The sequence below is a fragment of the Rhodococcus sp. NPDC056506 genome (assembly GCF_042794945.1).
In the GTDB taxonomy this organism is placed as follows: Bacteria; Actinomycetota; Actinomycetes; order Mycobacteriales; family Mycobacteriaceae; genus Rhodococcus_F.
The window spans coordinates 33,590-48,698 of the sequence record NZ_JBHTSW010000033.1 but is presented as its reverse complement, the minus strand read 5'-3'; the positions used below and the strand labels follow the sequence as shown (position 1 = coordinate 48,698).

General features: G+C 63.0%; 13 protein-coding genes. 8 read left to right on the top strand and 5 right to left on the bottom strand.

Annotated features, from left to right (window positions below):
* Window positions 1-7: 7 nt before the first annotated feature.
* From ACFQ6H_RS22235 to ACFQ6H_RS22225, 3 genes are read left to right on the top strand one after another with little or no spacing between them, the layout of a single operon-like run.
* On the top strand, window positions 8-1,168 hold the full coding sequence (locus ACFQ6H_RS22235) for a M20 family metallopeptidase (RefSeq protein WP_378636278.1): 1,161 nt from the start codon (window positions 8-10) through the stop codon (window positions 1,166-1,168).
* The gene (locus ACFQ6H_RS22230; RefSeq protein WP_003940741.1) at window positions 1,165-2,313 is read left to right on the top strand and encodes a M20 family metallopeptidase; all 1,149 of its coding nucleotides are present in this window, start codon (window positions 1,165-1,167) and stop codon (window positions 2,311-2,313) included. The genes ACFQ6H_RS22235 and ACFQ6H_RS22230 overlap by 4 nt, the downstream gene beginning before the upstream one ends.
* Window positions 2,314-2,367: 54 nt before the next feature.
* Window positions 2,368-3,444: a hypothetical protein gene (locus ACFQ6H_RS22225; RefSeq protein ID WP_378447684.1), complete on the top strand. Its 1,077-nt coding sequence runs from the start codon at window positions 2,368-2,370 to the stop codon at window positions 3,442-3,444.
* A gap of 13 nt (window positions 3,445-3,457) precedes the next feature.
* Here ACFQ6H_RS22225 and ACFQ6H_RS22220 read toward each other — a convergent pair whose 3' ends face one another.
* Window positions 3,458-3,928 carry a gamma-glutamylcyclotransferase gene (locus ACFQ6H_RS22220; protein ID WP_003940753.1) on the bottom strand — a complete coding sequence of 157 codons (471 nt, stop codon included), beginning with the start codon at window positions 3,926-3,928 and terminating at the stop codon, window positions 3,458-3,460.
* A gap of 154 nt (window positions 3,929-4,082) precedes the next feature.
* Here ACFQ6H_RS22220 and ACFQ6H_RS22215 point away from each other — a divergent pair, with 154 nt between their 5' ends.
* Window positions 4,083-5,486 carry an NAD(P)H-quinone dehydrogenase gene (locus ACFQ6H_RS22215; protein ID WP_230812434.1) on the top strand — a complete coding sequence of 468 codons (1,404 nt, stop codon included), beginning with the start codon at window positions 4,083-4,085 and terminating at the stop codon, window positions 5,484-5,486.
* 181 nt (window positions 5,487-5,667) lie between these two features.
* Window positions 5,668-6,849, top strand: coding sequence for a PLP-dependent aminotransferase family protein (locus tag ACFQ6H_RS22210; protein ID WP_378648644.1), 1,182 nt, complete (start codon window positions 5,668-5,670; stop codon window positions 6,847-6,849).
* Here ACFQ6H_RS22210 and ACFQ6H_RS22205 read toward each other — a convergent pair.
* Window positions 6,830-7,615 carry a CoA-transferase subunit beta gene (locus ACFQ6H_RS22205; protein WP_378648642.1) on the bottom strand — a complete coding sequence of 262 codons (786 nt, stop codon included), beginning with the start codon at window positions 7,613-7,615 and terminating at the stop codon, window positions 6,830-6,832. The two genes, ACFQ6H_RS22210 and ACFQ6H_RS22205, sit on opposite strands and share 20 nt — an antisense overlap.
* Complete coding sequence (locus ACFQ6H_RS22200; RefSeq protein WP_378534174.1) at window positions 7,612-8,526, bottom strand: CoA transferase subunit A; 915 nt, start codon at window positions 8,524-8,526, stop codon at window positions 7,612-7,614. The genes ACFQ6H_RS22205 and ACFQ6H_RS22200 overlap by 4 nt, the downstream gene beginning before the upstream one ends.
* 84 nt (window positions 8,527-8,610) lie before the next feature.
* Between ACFQ6H_RS22200 and ACFQ6H_RS22195 the strand changes: the two genes are divergently transcribed.
* Entirely contained in the window at window positions 8,611-9,507 is an 897-nt protein-coding gene (locus ACFQ6H_RS22195) for a LysR substrate-binding domain-containing protein (RefSeq protein WP_230812442.1), read from the top strand.
* Here ACFQ6H_RS22195 and ACFQ6H_RS22190 read toward each other — a convergent pair.
* Both ACFQ6H_RS22190 and glpK read right to left on the bottom strand, forming a co-directional pair.
* Window positions 9,504-10,919 carry an MFS transporter gene (locus ACFQ6H_RS22190; RefSeq protein ID WP_378648640.1) on the bottom strand — a complete coding sequence of 472 codons (1,416 nt, stop codon included), beginning with the start codon at window positions 10,917-10,919 and terminating at the stop codon, window positions 9,504-9,506. The two genes, ACFQ6H_RS22195 and ACFQ6H_RS22190, sit on opposite strands and share 4 nt — an antisense overlap.
* 204 nt (window positions 10,920-11,123) lie before the next feature.
* Window positions 11,124-12,614 (bottom strand): glycerol kinase GlpK, encoded by a 1,491-nt coding sequence (gene glpK / locus ACFQ6H_RS22185; protein WP_378648638.1) that lies wholly within the window; start codon window positions 12,612-12,614, stop codon window positions 11,124-11,126.
* A 108-nt stretch (window positions 12,615-12,722) separates the two neighbouring features.
* Here glpK and ACFQ6H_RS22180 point away from each other — a divergent pair, with 108 nt between their 5' ends.
* Both ACFQ6H_RS22180 and ACFQ6H_RS22175 read left to right on the top strand, forming a co-directional pair.
* On the top strand, window positions 12,723-14,465 hold the full coding sequence (locus ACFQ6H_RS22180) for a glycerol-3-phosphate dehydrogenase/oxidase (RefSeq protein WP_378648636.1): 1,743 nt from the start codon (window positions 12,723-12,725) through the stop codon (window positions 14,463-14,465).
* A gap of 99 nt (window positions 14,466-14,564) precedes the next feature.
* The gene (locus ACFQ6H_RS22175; protein WP_041814839.1) at window positions 14,565-15,107 is read left to right on the top strand and encodes a hypothetical protein; all 543 of its coding nucleotides are present in this window, start codon (window positions 14,565-14,567) and stop codon (window positions 15,105-15,107) included.
* Window positions 15,108-15,109 lie beyond the last annotated feature (2 nt).

Genomic DNA, 15,109 nt, shown 5'->3' with positions numbered 1-15,109 from the left:
TGATCGCGTGAATCAGAATGTCGACAGTGCAGTCAGGTCTGTAGAGGCCGATCTGATTGCGCTGTCGCATTCGATTCACAGCGACCCGGAACTCGCCTTCGAAGAGTTCCGCAGCGCTGCCAAAGTGTCGGACCTGCTGGCGCAGCACGGTTTCGCGGTCACTCGCGGGATCGTCGATCTGCCGACGGCTTTCGATGCCACCTACGGCAGCGGAGAGTTGGTCATCGCGATCTGCGCCGAGTACGACGCGCTGCCCGAGATCGGTCATGCCTGTGGGCACAACATCATTGCCGCAGCCGCGGTCGGAGCCGGCATCGCGTTGGCTACCGTGGCCGATGAACTGGGGATCACCGTCCGGGTGATCGGTACTCCGGCGGAGGAAACCGGTGGCGGCAAAGTTCTGATGCTCGAGCGTGGTGCATTCGACGGCGTCGGCGCGGCCATGATGGTTCACCCAGGACCGATCGACATCATCGGTGCCACCTCCCTGGCCCTGGCGGACATCGCGGTCAGCTATCACGGTCGCGAGGCGCATGCGTCTGCTGCGCCTGAATTCGGTCGTAATGCCGCCGACGCGGCGACGCTCGCTCAGGTGGCGGTCGGGCTGTTGCGTCAGCACCTGCAGCCAGGCCAGCAGATTCACGGAATCGTCAGTGACGGTGGCACGGCTCCCAACATCGTCCCGGCCCGGTCCGAACTGCTCTACTACCTGCGTGCCGAGACGGCCGCGTCGTTGGCCAATCTGTCCGAGCGTGCTGACGCCTGCTTCGCCTCGGGCGCACTCGGCACCGGATGCACCCACGAAATCCGCACGGTATCGCCCACTTACACCGAGTTGACCCCCGATCCGTGGCTGGCGGCGGCGTACCGTGAACAGATCGTCGATCTCGGGCGGGTGCCACTGGCGGTGGAATGGGAGCGCTCCCGTCCGCTGGGTAGTACGGATATGGGTAATGTGACCAATGTGATTCCGGGAATTCACCCGGTCATAGGCTTGGATTCATCGGGGGCAGTGACACATCAGCCGGAGTTCGCGGCGGCGTGTATCACCACCTCCGCAGATCGAGCGGTAGTCGACGGTGCAATTGCGTTGGCCCGCACTGCTGTCCGGGTAGCGTCCGATCCAGAACAACGCGCCCGTCTGCTGGAAGGGGTAGATCGCCGGTGAACGCGGCAATCGATACGTGGATTCACGCGCACACCGACGACCTCGTCGCGTGGCGCCGACACATCCATGCCAACCCGGAGTTGGCTCGCCGCGAATACGCGACCACCGAATTCGTCGCGACCCGCCTCACTGCCGCTGGGCTGTCGCCGAAGATCCTTCCCGGTGGTACCGGCCTCACGTGCGACATCGGACCGGAAGGTCCACGAATCGCACTCCGCGCCGACATGGACGCTTTGCCGATGCAGGAAGCGACAGGGGCGACGTATTCGTCCACGGTCCCCGGTGTGTCCCATGCGTGCGGTCACGACGCCCACACCACCATCCTGCTCGGCGCCGGACTGGCTCTGGCCACGCTGCCCGAACTTCCCGTCGGGGTTCGGCTGATCTTCCAGCCCGCCGAGGAAGTCATGCCAGGCGGAGCGCTCGACGTCATCGCGGCCGGTGCGCTCGACGGTGTGTCCAGAATCTTTGCTCTGCACTGCGATCCGCGACTCGAGGCAGGCCAGGTGGGCATGCGTCTGGGCGCGATTACCTCTGCTGCAGACACCATCGAGGTCGTCCTCGATTCTCCGGGTGGGCACACGTCGAGGCCGCACCTGACCACGGATCTGATCTACGCACTCGGCACAGTCGTGACCGGACTGCCTGGAATGCTCAGCCGTCGTATCGATCCGCGTACCGGCACCGTCATGGTGTGGGGCGCGGTCAGTGCAGGTCAGGCGCCCAACGCGATTCCGCAGACCGGCATGATGACGGGCACGGTACGTACCGGCGATCACGACACGTGGGAGTTGCTCGAACCGCTCGTGGAAGAAATCGTCCACGGACTGCTCGCACCCACCGGCGTCCGCTACCAACTCAACTATCGTCGCGGAGTGCCACCGGTCGTCAACGACGAGGTGTCCACCCGGATGTTCGAGGACGCCATCGCGACCGTCGGACAAGATGCTTTGGCGGACACCCCGCAATCCGGTGGTGGCGAAGACTTTTCGTGGTACCTCGAAACCGTGCCGGGTGCCATGGCGCGGCTCGGCGTGTGGTCGGGTGAAGGCGATCAGCTCGACATCCACCAACCCACTTTCGATCTCGACGAGCGTGCACTCGGCGTCGGTGTGAAGGTTCTCACGAGCCTGGTTCTGGGATAGTTCCGGTTCCCGTCGGGGGTACCGTTTTTCGTTCGTTCGAGTGAAGGTACGGGCATGTCCATAGGTGTGGGAGTGCGAATCGGCACATTGGTGTCGACGGCTGTCGTTGCGTCGAACGATCCGGGTTCGGCCGATCCAGTGGTGTTGGTTCGGGACACGATCCTCAATCAACGCAAGGACGGAACGACGGTGCTCGGTGGCACCGAGCAACTGGGTGCCGGTCGTGAGTTCGCCGAGAGCTGGTCGGGTTTTGTCGGTCGCGTCGGGGACCCGAGTGGCGTCGCAGGAACGGCCGATACTCGTTACCGCGCCGAGGATTTGGTGGCGACCTCGATTCGCTGTCTGTTGCAGGAATGTGAGCCGCTGCCTGATCGCGGTGGCCGGAGCGGGGGAGCCCCCGACATCGTCGCCACGTACCCGTCGCGCTGGGACTCGTCCACTGCCGCCCTCATGCAGGATTCTCTGGTCTACGCGGGCCTCGAACGAGTCACACTCGTCTCGGATGCCGAGGCGGTTTCGGCGTGGTTCGAGTCGGAAATCGCGGCACTCGCGGGCACGCTCATCGGCATCTATCATGTGGACGACACCGGAGCAGCGGTCACGCTGGTGCGTTCGGGTGTCGCCGCGGGCCGCGCATTCGGCTTTGCCGGCGACGGGAGTTCGCCGAGTTCACGCCTCGCGACGGCACTGGGTGCGTTCGGCTGGATGCCGGAGAACCTGGACGCCGTGGTCGTCACCGGTGACGGAGAACCGGCGACGGACAAAGCAGCAATGATGTCCATAGCTGCCGGGATTGCCGAAAAGCTCGGTGTCAGATGTGAACTCGGCCCCGGACCTGAGCAGTCGGCCGCGCTGGGAGCTGCGATCCTCGCTGCCGGATTCACCTCGACGTCGCACACGATCGTGCCGATCGGGTTGCCGCCTTCACACGACGTGACCGAGGTGTTCGACACTCTGGGACGCGAGAAGGTGGCGGCTGAAACTGCAGCCGGGGTGGCAACAGCCGAGCCGGAAACTGCAGTTGTCGCAGGCGAATCGGCGTCGCGCGGTTCGAAGCGCATTCTCGTCGGAGTCGCGATTGTGGTCGTGCTCGCGGCACTCGCAGTGCTCGCGTATTTCCTGCTGCTTTGAGCCGAGTATCCGGCTAGTCGGTAACTCCGTTACCCGGACCAACGTTGCGGCTGTTTCGCGTCCGCAACTCTCGTACATACTCGGCCGGCGCTCCGGCAATCTCGGCAGCGTCGGCCATCACGCCGATGTAGCGGGCGGACGGCAGTCCACCTTCGTACGCATCCATGACATAGAGCCACGCGAGGACTGCATCGCCGGCCGTGTCGACCCGCACTCGGATCTTGCGGTGCAGACCCAGTTCGGCGCCTTCCCAGCGGTCCAGGCTTACTTCGTCCTCTTCCGGGACGTCGTAGAGAACCACGAAAACACTGGAGTCAGGATCTTCGACGACGGTGGCGAGAGCGCCCTCCCAGCCGAGGTCCTCGCCGCTGAAGGTCAGGCGCCAGCCTCGCAGCCACCCTGTCCCGGACATGGGCGAGTGTGGGCAGCGCAACAACATCTGCTCGGGATGCATGTTGGAACCGTAAGCGGCATAAATCGACACGGGCGCAAGCCTAAACCGTGGTCCGAGGGTGTGGCGAAGCGGACCACCGGACGCAAGTAATCTGGTACAAGCACTGCGCGACACGTAGTGCTCGAATAGCGTGACACTGGTCGACGGGAGACCCCTGCCGGCCACGCGAGGACTTGGAGGACACATGACCCGGATCGTGATCATCGGTGGCGGACCCGCCGGCTACGAGGCGGCACTGGTAGCCGCGCAGCACGGGGCCACGGTCACCCTGGTCGATTCGGACGGCGTCGGCGGTGCGTGTGTGCTGTTCGACTGTGTTCCGTCGAAGACATTCATCGCGTCCACCGGAATCCGCACCGACATGCGTCGTGCATCCGATCTCGGCATCACCTTGGATCCGGAGCAGGCTTCGGTTTCACTGCCGAAGATCCACTCCCGAGTCAAGAGTCTCGCGTTGTCCCAGTCCTCGGACATTCGCGCACGGTTGCAGACGGTTGGTGTCGAGGTTCTCTCCGGTACCGCCGAACTCACCGATCCGCTCCTCGGAATGGCGGCGCACCAGGTTCGCGCGACGCTCGGAAGCGGCGAGCAGAAGACCATCGACGCAGACGTCGTGTTGATCGCCACCGGCGCCAGCCCCCGCATCATCCCGGGAGCCGAGCCCGACGGTGAGCGAATCATGACGTGGCGTCAGCTCTACGACTTGGACGAGCTGCCCGAGCACCTGGTCGTGGTCGGTTCCGGTGTCACCGGTGCCGAGTTCGTCTCCGCGTACACCGAGATGGGCGTCAAGGTCACTCTCGTGTCCAGTCGTGACCGTGTTCTGCCCGGCGAGGATGCCGATGCGGCACTCGTGCTCGAGGACGCCCTCGCCGAGCGCGGGGTCTCCCTCGTCAAGCACGCCCGCGCGGACGCCGTCGAGCGCACCGAGAAGGGCATCGTCGTCAAGCTCTCCGACGGCCGCACGGTCGAAGGAAGCCACGCTTTGATGACCGTCGGTTCCGTCCCCAACACCAACGGTCTCGGCCTGGAACGGGTCGGCATCGAGTTGGACAAGGGTGGATACCTGCGTGTCGACCGGGTTTCGCGCACCACGGTTTCCGGAATCTACGCAGCCGGTGACTGCACCGGGCTGCTTCCGCTCGCCTCGGTGGCTGCGATGCAGGGACGCATCGCGATGTACCACGCGCTCGGTGAAGGCGTCAGCCCGATCAAGCTGAAGACTGTCGCGTCGGCCGTCTTCACGCGCCCCGAAATTGCAACGGTGGGTGTTTCGCAGGCGGCGATCGACAACGGAGAGGTGCCTGCTCGCACCGTCATGTTGCCGCTCAACACCAACCCGCGTGCCAAGATGTCCGGTTTGCGTCGCGGTTTCGTGAAAATCTTCTGCCGCCCGGCTACCGGCGTGGTCATCGGCGGTGTTGTGGTCGCACCCACCGCTTCGGAACTGATCCTGCCGATAGCGATCGCGGTGCAGAACAACTTGACGGTCAACGACCTGGCTCAGACGTTCTCGGTGTACCCGTCGTTGACCGGGTCGATCACCGAAGCTGCTCGTCAGCTCATGCGTCACGACGACCTGGACTGATAACGGACCAGAATCTTCTTACAATGTGAGAACTCTGTTTCACATACTGAAGTATTGGTGAGATAGTCGAGATACCGACCGAATCAAGGGTCGGTATCTCGGCGCTCTCCCGCCCCGTTGACCCAGGACGGCTCAGGGTGTTTTTCCTCTGACCTTCATTCTGCGTGCCTGGGAGCTTCACATGACACACGCCGCGCTGTCCGCTCGTATGGACGGACTCCGTAGTTCTGCAATTCGCGATCTACTCACCCTGACTGCCCGACCCGACGTCATCAGTTTGGCCGGCGGGCTACCTGACCCCGATTTCATTCCGCGGGAACGAATCTCGAAGGCGGCGCACGACGCACTCGGTGACCCCTCGTCCCTCCAGTACGGCGAGACCTCCGGCCTGCGGCGCCTCCGTGAGGTGATCGCCGAGCGCGAATCCACGAAAATCGGGCGATCACTCGACGCGTCCGAAGTTGTGATCACCCACGGTTCTCAGCAAGGTTTGAGCTTGCTCGCGCAGGTGCTCCTCGATGTCGGTGACGTCGTTGTCGTGGAGGAACCGGCGTATACCGGTGCGCTGCAGGTCTTTCGGACGGCGCAGGCCCGTCTCGTTCCGGTCCGGCTGGACGAGGACGGGATGGACATTGCCGCGCTCGAGGCGAAACTCGACGCCGGTCTTCGGCCCAAAGTTGTTCACACCGTGAGCAATTTCCACAACCCGCGCGGCGCGGTGCTCTCCGCGCAGCGCCGAACGCACCTGGCCGCACTGGCCGACCGATACGGATTCTGGGTTCTCGAGGACGACCCGTACGGCGAGCTGTACTTCGGCGACCAACCGCCCGCGCCGCTGGCTGCACTGTCGGACAGGGTGATTCGGCTGTCCAGTGCCTCCAAGGTGTTGGCGCCGGCGCTGCGCGTCGGCTGGCTGCACGGCGATCGGCGAGTCTGTGAGGCCGTCGAACTGATCAAGCAAGGCGCTGATCTGTGCGGTTCTTCGCTCACCCAGCAGATCGCCGCTGACCTCTTCTCCGACCGCGAGTGGTTCGACGCGCATCTCGACAAGCTCCGGGCGGGGTACGGAGCCAGAGCGAAGGCAATGGTCACAGCCGCCGAGACGGAATTGGGTGGTCGTGCACGCTTTTCCGAGGTCCGCGGCGGCATGTTCTGCTGGATGGATTTTCTCGACGACGTCGATACCACCGAACTCCTGGGGGTCGCACTGAAATACGGAGTCGCTTTTGTCCCAGGTTCGGCGTTCGCAGTCGAAGCGGACCTCAGCCGAAGCGCTCGACTGTGTTTCGCGACGTATCCCGAAGCCGTGCTGGTCGATGCCGTCGGCAGGCTCCGGGACAGTGTCAGCGCAGGTACAGCCTGACCTTGTCGATCGTGTTGCGGAGCAGATCGATCTCCGCGCTCGACGGTGGAGTGGTGAGGGTGACATGGTCGGCGACGGCCAGGTCCCATCCCGTCGACTCCCGTACCTGATCGACAGAGATTCCCTCGTGGACGCTGGTCAATTCCAGTTCGCCGCCGGGGCCCTGGTGTGTCAGGACGCCGAGGTTGGTGAATACCTTGGTCACTCCTGCACCTGCCGGCATGATGCCCTTTCCGCTGGCGAGGGCGCGGGCGGGGCTTGGCGAGGTGCAGAAGTCGAGCTCGGCCGGAAAGGAACTGAGGTCGTGGCGACGCATCACGACGAAGATTTCGGCGGCGTTCGCGATGATCTCGACAGCCCCGCCCGCCCCGGGCAGTCTGACCGTCGGATTCTTCCAGTCACCGACGAAACTCGTGTTCAGACTGCCCGTTCGATCGATTTGAGCGGCCCCGAGAAATCCGACGTCGACGTTGCCACCTTGCAGGACATAGCCGAAGAGCGCGGCCATGCTCAGCACGGATTCGGCACCGGAGACAACCACGGAGTCGGCGATACCCTCGGCCATGGCTGACGGGTGCGCGCCGCACACCCCGGACTCGTAGATCAGCTCGACGTCCGGATTCGACGTGTGCCTCGCGAGATCGACTGCGAGCGTGGGTAGCCCAACTCCGGCAAAGACTCGGCGCTTACCGGCCAATTCGCGTGCCGCGACGGCGACGATGGTCTCGGTGGAGGTGGCAGCCCCGGTGTCGATCGTGGTGGTCATAGTCTGCTCCCGTAGTCGACAGGTGTGGAAAGTTTTGATCCGACTTCGAGATCGGTCCAGTAGTCTGCTCCGAGTTTGGTGAGATACTCGCTGTGACTGTCGAGTGCGTACACCCAATCGTCGAGCCAATCTCTCAGCCGTGAAGGATCTTTGGAGATTTCGGTCCAGCGTCGGTAGAAGCCGCAATCGCGGTCGTAGTATCCCTGTGCGTACGACGGGTGCGCGCCGCGCGGGCAGACGACAACCGCGTCGACCGCGTGCGAGGGAATCAGAGTTCGGCTGGGGTCGGACCTGATGACCTCGTCGTCGACCAGTTCTTCGACAACGACGATCGCCTTCTTCGCGGCGTACACGGCTTCTTGCTGCACACCGGCGATGCCCCAGATCTGTGCGTTCCCAGACGAATCCGCCCGCTGTGCACCGATGATCGTCACATCCGGATTCAGTGGCGGCACGACGTAGACGCTCCCGCCGCCGTACGGGTCGTCGACGAGTCTCAGTTGCGGGTTGAGCGCGGGCAGATCACTCCCGGCGTACGACCGTAGAGGGAAGAAAGGAAGCCTGGCGGCTCCAGCCTGATACCGGCAGACCATGCCGTAGTGGCTGTATTCCTCGACCTCGAGGGGGAGCGGGTCCTGGTTCTCGATGCGTCTGCGTAACTCGTACAGAGACCCCGCGGACCCGCTGGCGAAGAACGATGCAACCAGCTTTCGGACGCAGCCGGCGGCGACGAGCTGATCGGAAACGATGTCCGGCGTCATTCGGCACAGCGTGAGGTCCTTCCTGCCCTGCCGGATGATCTCGTGTGCCGCGGCAAAGGGGATGAGATGCGAAAATCCCTCCAGCGCAACAGTCATGCCGTCTCCGACGTATCGACCGATGGCCTCTTTCATCGAGAGGGTCTTGTCCACGTGTGTACCTCTTCTTGTTCTCTCGCGCACTCGGTCGGTTTCGGAAACTTGACAGGGTCGGCCGGCGTGGCGCAACAATGTCGGGTGGAAATTCATCAGATCAACGCATTTCTCGCGGTGGCTGAGGAGCTACATTTCGGCCGTGCGGCGCAGCGGCTTCGGATTGCGCAACCTCCACTGAGTCGAACGATCAGGCAATTCGAGAAACAGCTCGGTTCGCCGTTGTTCGATCGAAGTACTCGAACCGTGCGGTTGACTGCTGCCGGCGAAGCGCTGCTGCTTCCGGCGCGCGAGATACTGGACGCGTGCCGGATGGCCGAGATCGCGGTGTCCGCGGCAGGCAAGGGAACGACAGGTCGCGTTCGCCTGGGTTTTGCGGGTACCTCGTCGCATCTGCTCGTCGGGCGGTGGGCGAAATTGGTGAGAAAGACCAATCCCGGTATCGAATTCGTGCTCGACAGTTCCGCTTTCGCGAACGAGGCGTTGTTGATGCTGCTCGATCGACGACTCGACATCGGGATGGTGCGGTGGACCGTCCCACCGCTCGGGATCACGTCGAGGCTGATCGCTGAGGAGGACTTTTTGGTTGCCATGTCGAAAGACCACCCGTTGGCGTCGAGGGACTCGGTTCGGTTGATCGAATTGGAGTCCGAGAATTGGGTGACGCTTCCGGCGGAACCGGGGTCGATTCTGCGGGAATCTCTGCTCACCGCGTCGAAGAACGCAGGGTTCCTCGCCCGAATCGTGCAGACGGCACCGGATTCGATGTCGTTGATCGCGCTGGTGTCCGCGGAAATCGGATGCTCGTTGACCATTTCCTCGGTAGCCCAGAGCATCGTGAACCCGGATGTGGTCTTTGTTCCCGTCATGGATCCACCTCCTCCTCTTCAACTGCGTATCGCCTGGCGAGAGGGAGACGACAGACCTGCTCTTCTCGAAGTGTTGAAATTGTCCGAGCAGGCGCTGCCGTCCCTGGCTTAGACGGTTGCCCGACCTGAAGGAATTTCACCCGCTTCGGATTTCGACGAGTTCGCAGTTTCGGCAAGGGTGTTCTCGAGTTCGAGTTCGTCGTAATCCGCCTGCTCGGCCGTCGAGAGTTCGCTTGCGTTGTATCCGGTACGGCGGAGCAGGAGAAGGGTGCAGATCAGCGAGACAAGTGCGTACAGCCCGGACACGATCGCGACCCCGACGATGTTGCCGGAGGTGTTGAGCATCCACTGCGCCAGTACCGGAGTTCCGCCGCCGACGATGAGGGAACACAGTTGGTACGCCGTCGACAGGCCGGTGTAACGGATGTTGGCGGGGAAGGCCCGAGCGAGAACGCCGGCGATCGCGCCGTAGAACATCGAGTGCGGGATCGTGGCCAGACACATCGCGACGACTGCAATGGTGAAGTTCCCGGTTCTGATGGCGAAGAACATCGCGGGCATGAGAACGAACTCCGGTATCACCATCAGACACATGGCTTTTCGCATGTCGATCTTGGAGACCAGGACGGCGCCGAACGGTTGGACGATGAACTGCACGACAAGCGCGATCGCGATGGCGGCGAGGAAGGTTCCTCGGTCGTATCCGAGTTCTTTCGTAGCCCAGGACAATGCGAAGGTGTTCTTGAAGTAGGTGACCTGTGCGAGGGGGAGTGCGCCGGCGCCGAGGAGAACCAGTACCCAATGCTTGCGCAACACTTCGGCGAGCGGAAGTTTGACGACCTTCTTGCGGGCGAGAACGGCTTTCATCTCGTCGGACTCTTCGAGTTTGAGGCGAATGATCATCCCGAGAATGACCAGGCCTGCCGAAACGAGAAATGGGATTCGCCAGCCGTAGAGGAGGAATGACGGCGTCGGCATCGAAGACAGCAGGAAGAATGCGATGGTGGCCAACAGATTTCCCGCGGGGGAGCCCTGTTGAGCGAACGCGGAGTAGAGGATGCTCTTGCCCTTCGGCGCGTTCTCGCTGGCGATGAGTACCGCGCCACCCCACTCACCACCGACCGCGACTCCCTGGATGACGCGAAGGGTGACCAGGCCGATCGGCGCCCAGATCCCTACCTGTGCGTAGGTGGGGAGGAGTCCAATGCCGACGGTGGCGACGCCCATCATCATCAAGGTGATGACCAGAGTGTTCTTGCGCCCGATCCGGTCGCCGAGGTGACCGAAGATGATCCCGCCGATCGGCCGGGCGAGGAAGCCCGCCCACAGAGTGATGAAGGCGAGGAGCGTTCCGACTCCGCTCGGAAGAGTGTCGGAGAAGAAGATGTCGCCGAATACCAAGGCAGCCGCAGTGCCGTAGATGTAGAAGTCGTACCACTCGATAGTGGTTCCGATGAACGAAGCGATACCGGCTCTTCGTGCCTTGGCGTTGATCTCCTCGGAACTGCGAGTGGGTGAACTCATGCGTGGCGACCTTTCTCTGCATCATTCGCGGCGCCGAAACGTGGCGCGCCTGAATGAGATTCGCAGAGTGGTGTAGGTCACGTCCAATACCAAGTTGGTCGCCTATTGATACCTCTGGAGTATCAATAGGCGACCAGGATCAGCTCTTCCGGTATTGAAGACGCCTGACGGGTAAGCCGGTGTCAGCCCGAGAGATCGGAGTGATTACTCGGACCAGTTGTACGTCCTCTCGACGGCCTTGTTCCACTCCGCGTACAGCCGTGCCCGTTCGGACTCGTTCATCGCCGGTTCCCACGTCTGGCCGACGGCCCAGTTGTTGCGGATGTCTTCGGTGTCCGCCCAATAGCCGATGGCAAGGCCCGCTGCGTATGCAGCACCGAGTGCTGTTGTTTCGTTGACCACCGGGCGGATGACGGGAACTCCGAGGATGTCCGACTGGAACTGCATCAGGGTTTCGTTGACCACCATGCCGCCGTCGACCTTCAGGGCGGACAGTTCGACGCCTGAATCCGCACGCATGGCGTCGATGACCTCGCGGGTTTGGTATGCCGTCGCCTCGAGTGCCGCGCGGGCAAGGTGTCCCTTGTTGACGAAGCGCGTCAGGCCGACGATGACGCCGCGTGCGTCCGGTCGCCACCGAGGTGCGAACAGTCCCGAGAACGCGGGCACGAAGTAGGCGCCGCCGTTGTCGTCGACACTTGCGGCGAGCGGCTCGATGTCCTTGGCGTTCTGAATGATTCCGAGATTGTCCCGAAGCCACTGGACCAAGGATCCCGTCACCGCGACGGAACCTTCGAGTGCATAGACGGCGGGGGCTTCGCCGAGTTTGTAGCAGACGGTGGTCAGCAGTCCGTGCTTGCTGTGAACCGGCTTCGTTCCCGTATTGAGGAGCATGAAATTGCCGGTGCCGTAGGTGTTCTTGGCTTCACCCTCGGAGAGGCAGGCCTGACCGAAGGTCGCTGCCTGTTGGTCACCGAGAATTCCGGCGACCGGTACGCCTGCGAGATTGCCGCGAGGGCGGCCGGTGCCGTACACCTCGGAAGAACTACGGATTTCCGGGAGCATCGACATCGGGATTCCGAAGTCCGCACAGATCGATTCGTCCCACTGGAGGGTCTCGAGATCCATGAGCATCGTGCGTGACGCATTGGTGACATCTGTCACGTGAACACCCTCGGTCAAGTTCCACACGATCCACGTGTCGACAGTGCCGAAGCACAGCTCCCCGGCCTCCGCTTTGTCTCTCGCTCCGTCGACGTTGTCGAGAATCCAGCGGATTTTCGGCCCGGCGAAGTAGGTCGAGAGCGGTAGTCCGGTCTTGTCTCGGTACTTGTCCGGCCCCTCGTCTCCGCCCAGTTCGACGCACAGTTGATCGGTGCGCGTGTCCTGCCACACGATCGCGTTGTAGACCGGCTTGCCCGTCGAACGCTCCCAAACGACGGTCGTCTCACGCTGATTCGTGATTCCGACGGCAGCGATGTCCGCGCGCGTGAGATCGACCTTCGCGAGCGCTCCGGCGACCACCTCCCGGGTGTTGATCCACAGCGCCACCGGGTCGTGCTCGACCCAACCGGCGCGCGGGAAAATCTGTTCGTGTTCTTTCTGCGCAACGCTCACCACGGCGCCGTCGTGATCGAAGATCATGCAGCGGCTCGACGTCGTGCCTTGGTCGATGGCGGCGATGTATTGATTCACTGTGCTCCTAGGTTCGGGCGCGTTCGCGGTAATCCGTGCGCTGTCGCAGTATGTGGATCAAGCTACTAGCCTGTAAACGGATTCGTCGTCGACTTACAGGAGACCGGGTTGAGTAAGCAGCAAGGTGCGCAGTTTCTCGGCCCGCAGCAGCGTGAAGCTGCTTGGGAACAACTTCAGACCGAGCAATTCGACGTCGTCGTGGTCGGTGGCGGTGTGGTCGGTGTCGGAGCTGCCCTCGATGCGGCAACCCGCGGACTCAAGGTTGCGTTGGTCGAGGCTCGTGACTACGCATCCGGCACGTCCAGTCGCTCGTCGAAGATGTTCCACGGCGGTCTCCGCTATCTCGAGCAACTCGAATTCGGTCTCGTTCGTGAGGCGTTGCGTGAGCGCGAACTCTCGCTGACCACGCTGGCGCCGCACCTGGTCAAGCCCCTGAAGTTCCTCTTCCCCTTGGCTCACCGCGTGTGGGAACGCCCGTACATGGCCGCGGGAATCTTCCTCTACGACCGGATGGGTGGCGCAAAGTCGGTCCCCTCCCAGAAACACCTCACCCGGGCGGGCGCGCTGCGCATGTCGCCGAGTCTCAAGCGCAGTTCGCTGACCGGTGGCATCCAGTACTACGACACGGTCGTCGACGATGCTCGGCACACCATGACCGTCGCACGCACCGCTGCACATTACGGCGCAGTCGTGCGAACGTCGACGCAGGTCGTGGGCTTTCTGCGTGAGGCGGACCGGGTCTCGGGAGTTCGTGTTCGCGACTGCGAAGACGGACGTACCGCCGAGGTCAAGGGTCACGTCGTCATCAACGCGACCGGTGTCTGGACGGACGAGATCCAAGCGCTCTCACGTCAGCGCGGACGGTTCCGGGTGCGAGCGTCGAAGGGCGTACACATCGTCGTCCCACGCGATCGCATCGTCAGTGAAGCCGCCATCATCCTGCGTACCGAGAAGTCGGTGCTGTTCGTCATTCCCTGGGGCAGTCACTGGATCATCGGAACCACCGACACCGACTGGAACTTGGATCTCGCCCACCCCGCGGCAACGAAGGCAGATATCGACTACATCCTCGGCCATGTGAACTCCGTCCTGGTCACGCCGTTGACGCACGCCGACATCGACGGTGTGTACGCAGGCCTGCGTCCGCTGCTTGCCGGTGAGAGCGACGAGACGTCGAAGCTGTCGCGCGAGCACGCCGTTGCCCGTGTGGCTCCCGGCCTGGTCGCCATCGCCGGTGGAAAGTACACGACGTATCGGGTCATGGCGGAAGACGCCGTCGACGTCGCAGCAGAAGACATTCCGGCGCGAGTGGCGTCGTCGATCACGGAGAAGGTACCGCTCGTCGGCGCCGACGGATACTTCGCACTGGTCAACCAGACGATGCAACTGGGTGAGCAGTACGGATTGCATCCGTATCGCGTCAAGCACCTGCTCGATCGGTACGGTTCGCTCATCACCGAGGTCCTCGAACTCGGCCGGCAGACGCCGGAGTTGTTGCAGCCCATCACGGATGCGCCCGACTACCTTCAGGTCGAAGCTGTGTACGCGGCTGCGGCCGAGGGGGCACTGCACCTCGACGACATCCTTGCCCGCCGCATGCGCATCGCCATCGAATATCCGCATCGCGGTGTCAACTGCGCGCAGCAGGTCGCCGGCTTGGTGGCCCCGATTCTCGGTTGGGATGCCGCCACCGTCGAACGCGAGGTCGAGACGTATCGAGCGCGCGTCGAAGCGGAAATCGAGTCTCAGACCCAACCGGACGACGAGTCGGCAGACGCCTTGCGCGCCGCGGCGCCGGAGTCGAGGGCCGAGATCCTCGAGCCCGTCGTCGTGGTGCCGGATCGGGTTTGATTCGCCTGTCGTTTGTTCTCGGTCCGCCGTGGGTAGACGGGTGTCGAATCACCACCCGTGTCAGCACAGACCGGTCGAGCGTCGCCCAGGAGGATCCCAATGTTCGGTAATCGGTCGCGATCTGCTGAGGAACACATAGCTACCGGCTATCTGGTCACTCATCTGTGCGGGGCGATGGTGGGGTTGCAGCTCTCGCGGTCGCTCTCGGACTCGTACGGCGCCTGGGCTGACGGTGAGCTGGATTCATTGCCGGGCGAGCTCGAGTACGAGATCGAACAGCTGCTCCAACTGATCGAGGACACGCAGGGCATATCGCTGCCGCGGTACTCGAAGATCGACGCGACGGTCAATCGGATCAGACGTCTCGTCCACGTCGACGCCATCTGGCGCAACCGCCTCGTGAAGCTGGCGACACTCGAGATCATGCGGACGGCTCTGTGTGGCAAGAGTGCGATGTGGGAGGTCTTGCGAGACATTCCGGCCGGCGAGACGGAGGAGCAGTACCGCGAGCTCAACGACCTGGTATCCAAGCAGATCACCACCGTGACGGCTCTGCATCACCGCGCAGCCACGGAAGCTTTTCAGGGGACGGACGGCCGGGAATCGGCCAGCGGCGGCGACCCTATCCGGTCGAGTAAGTAAGG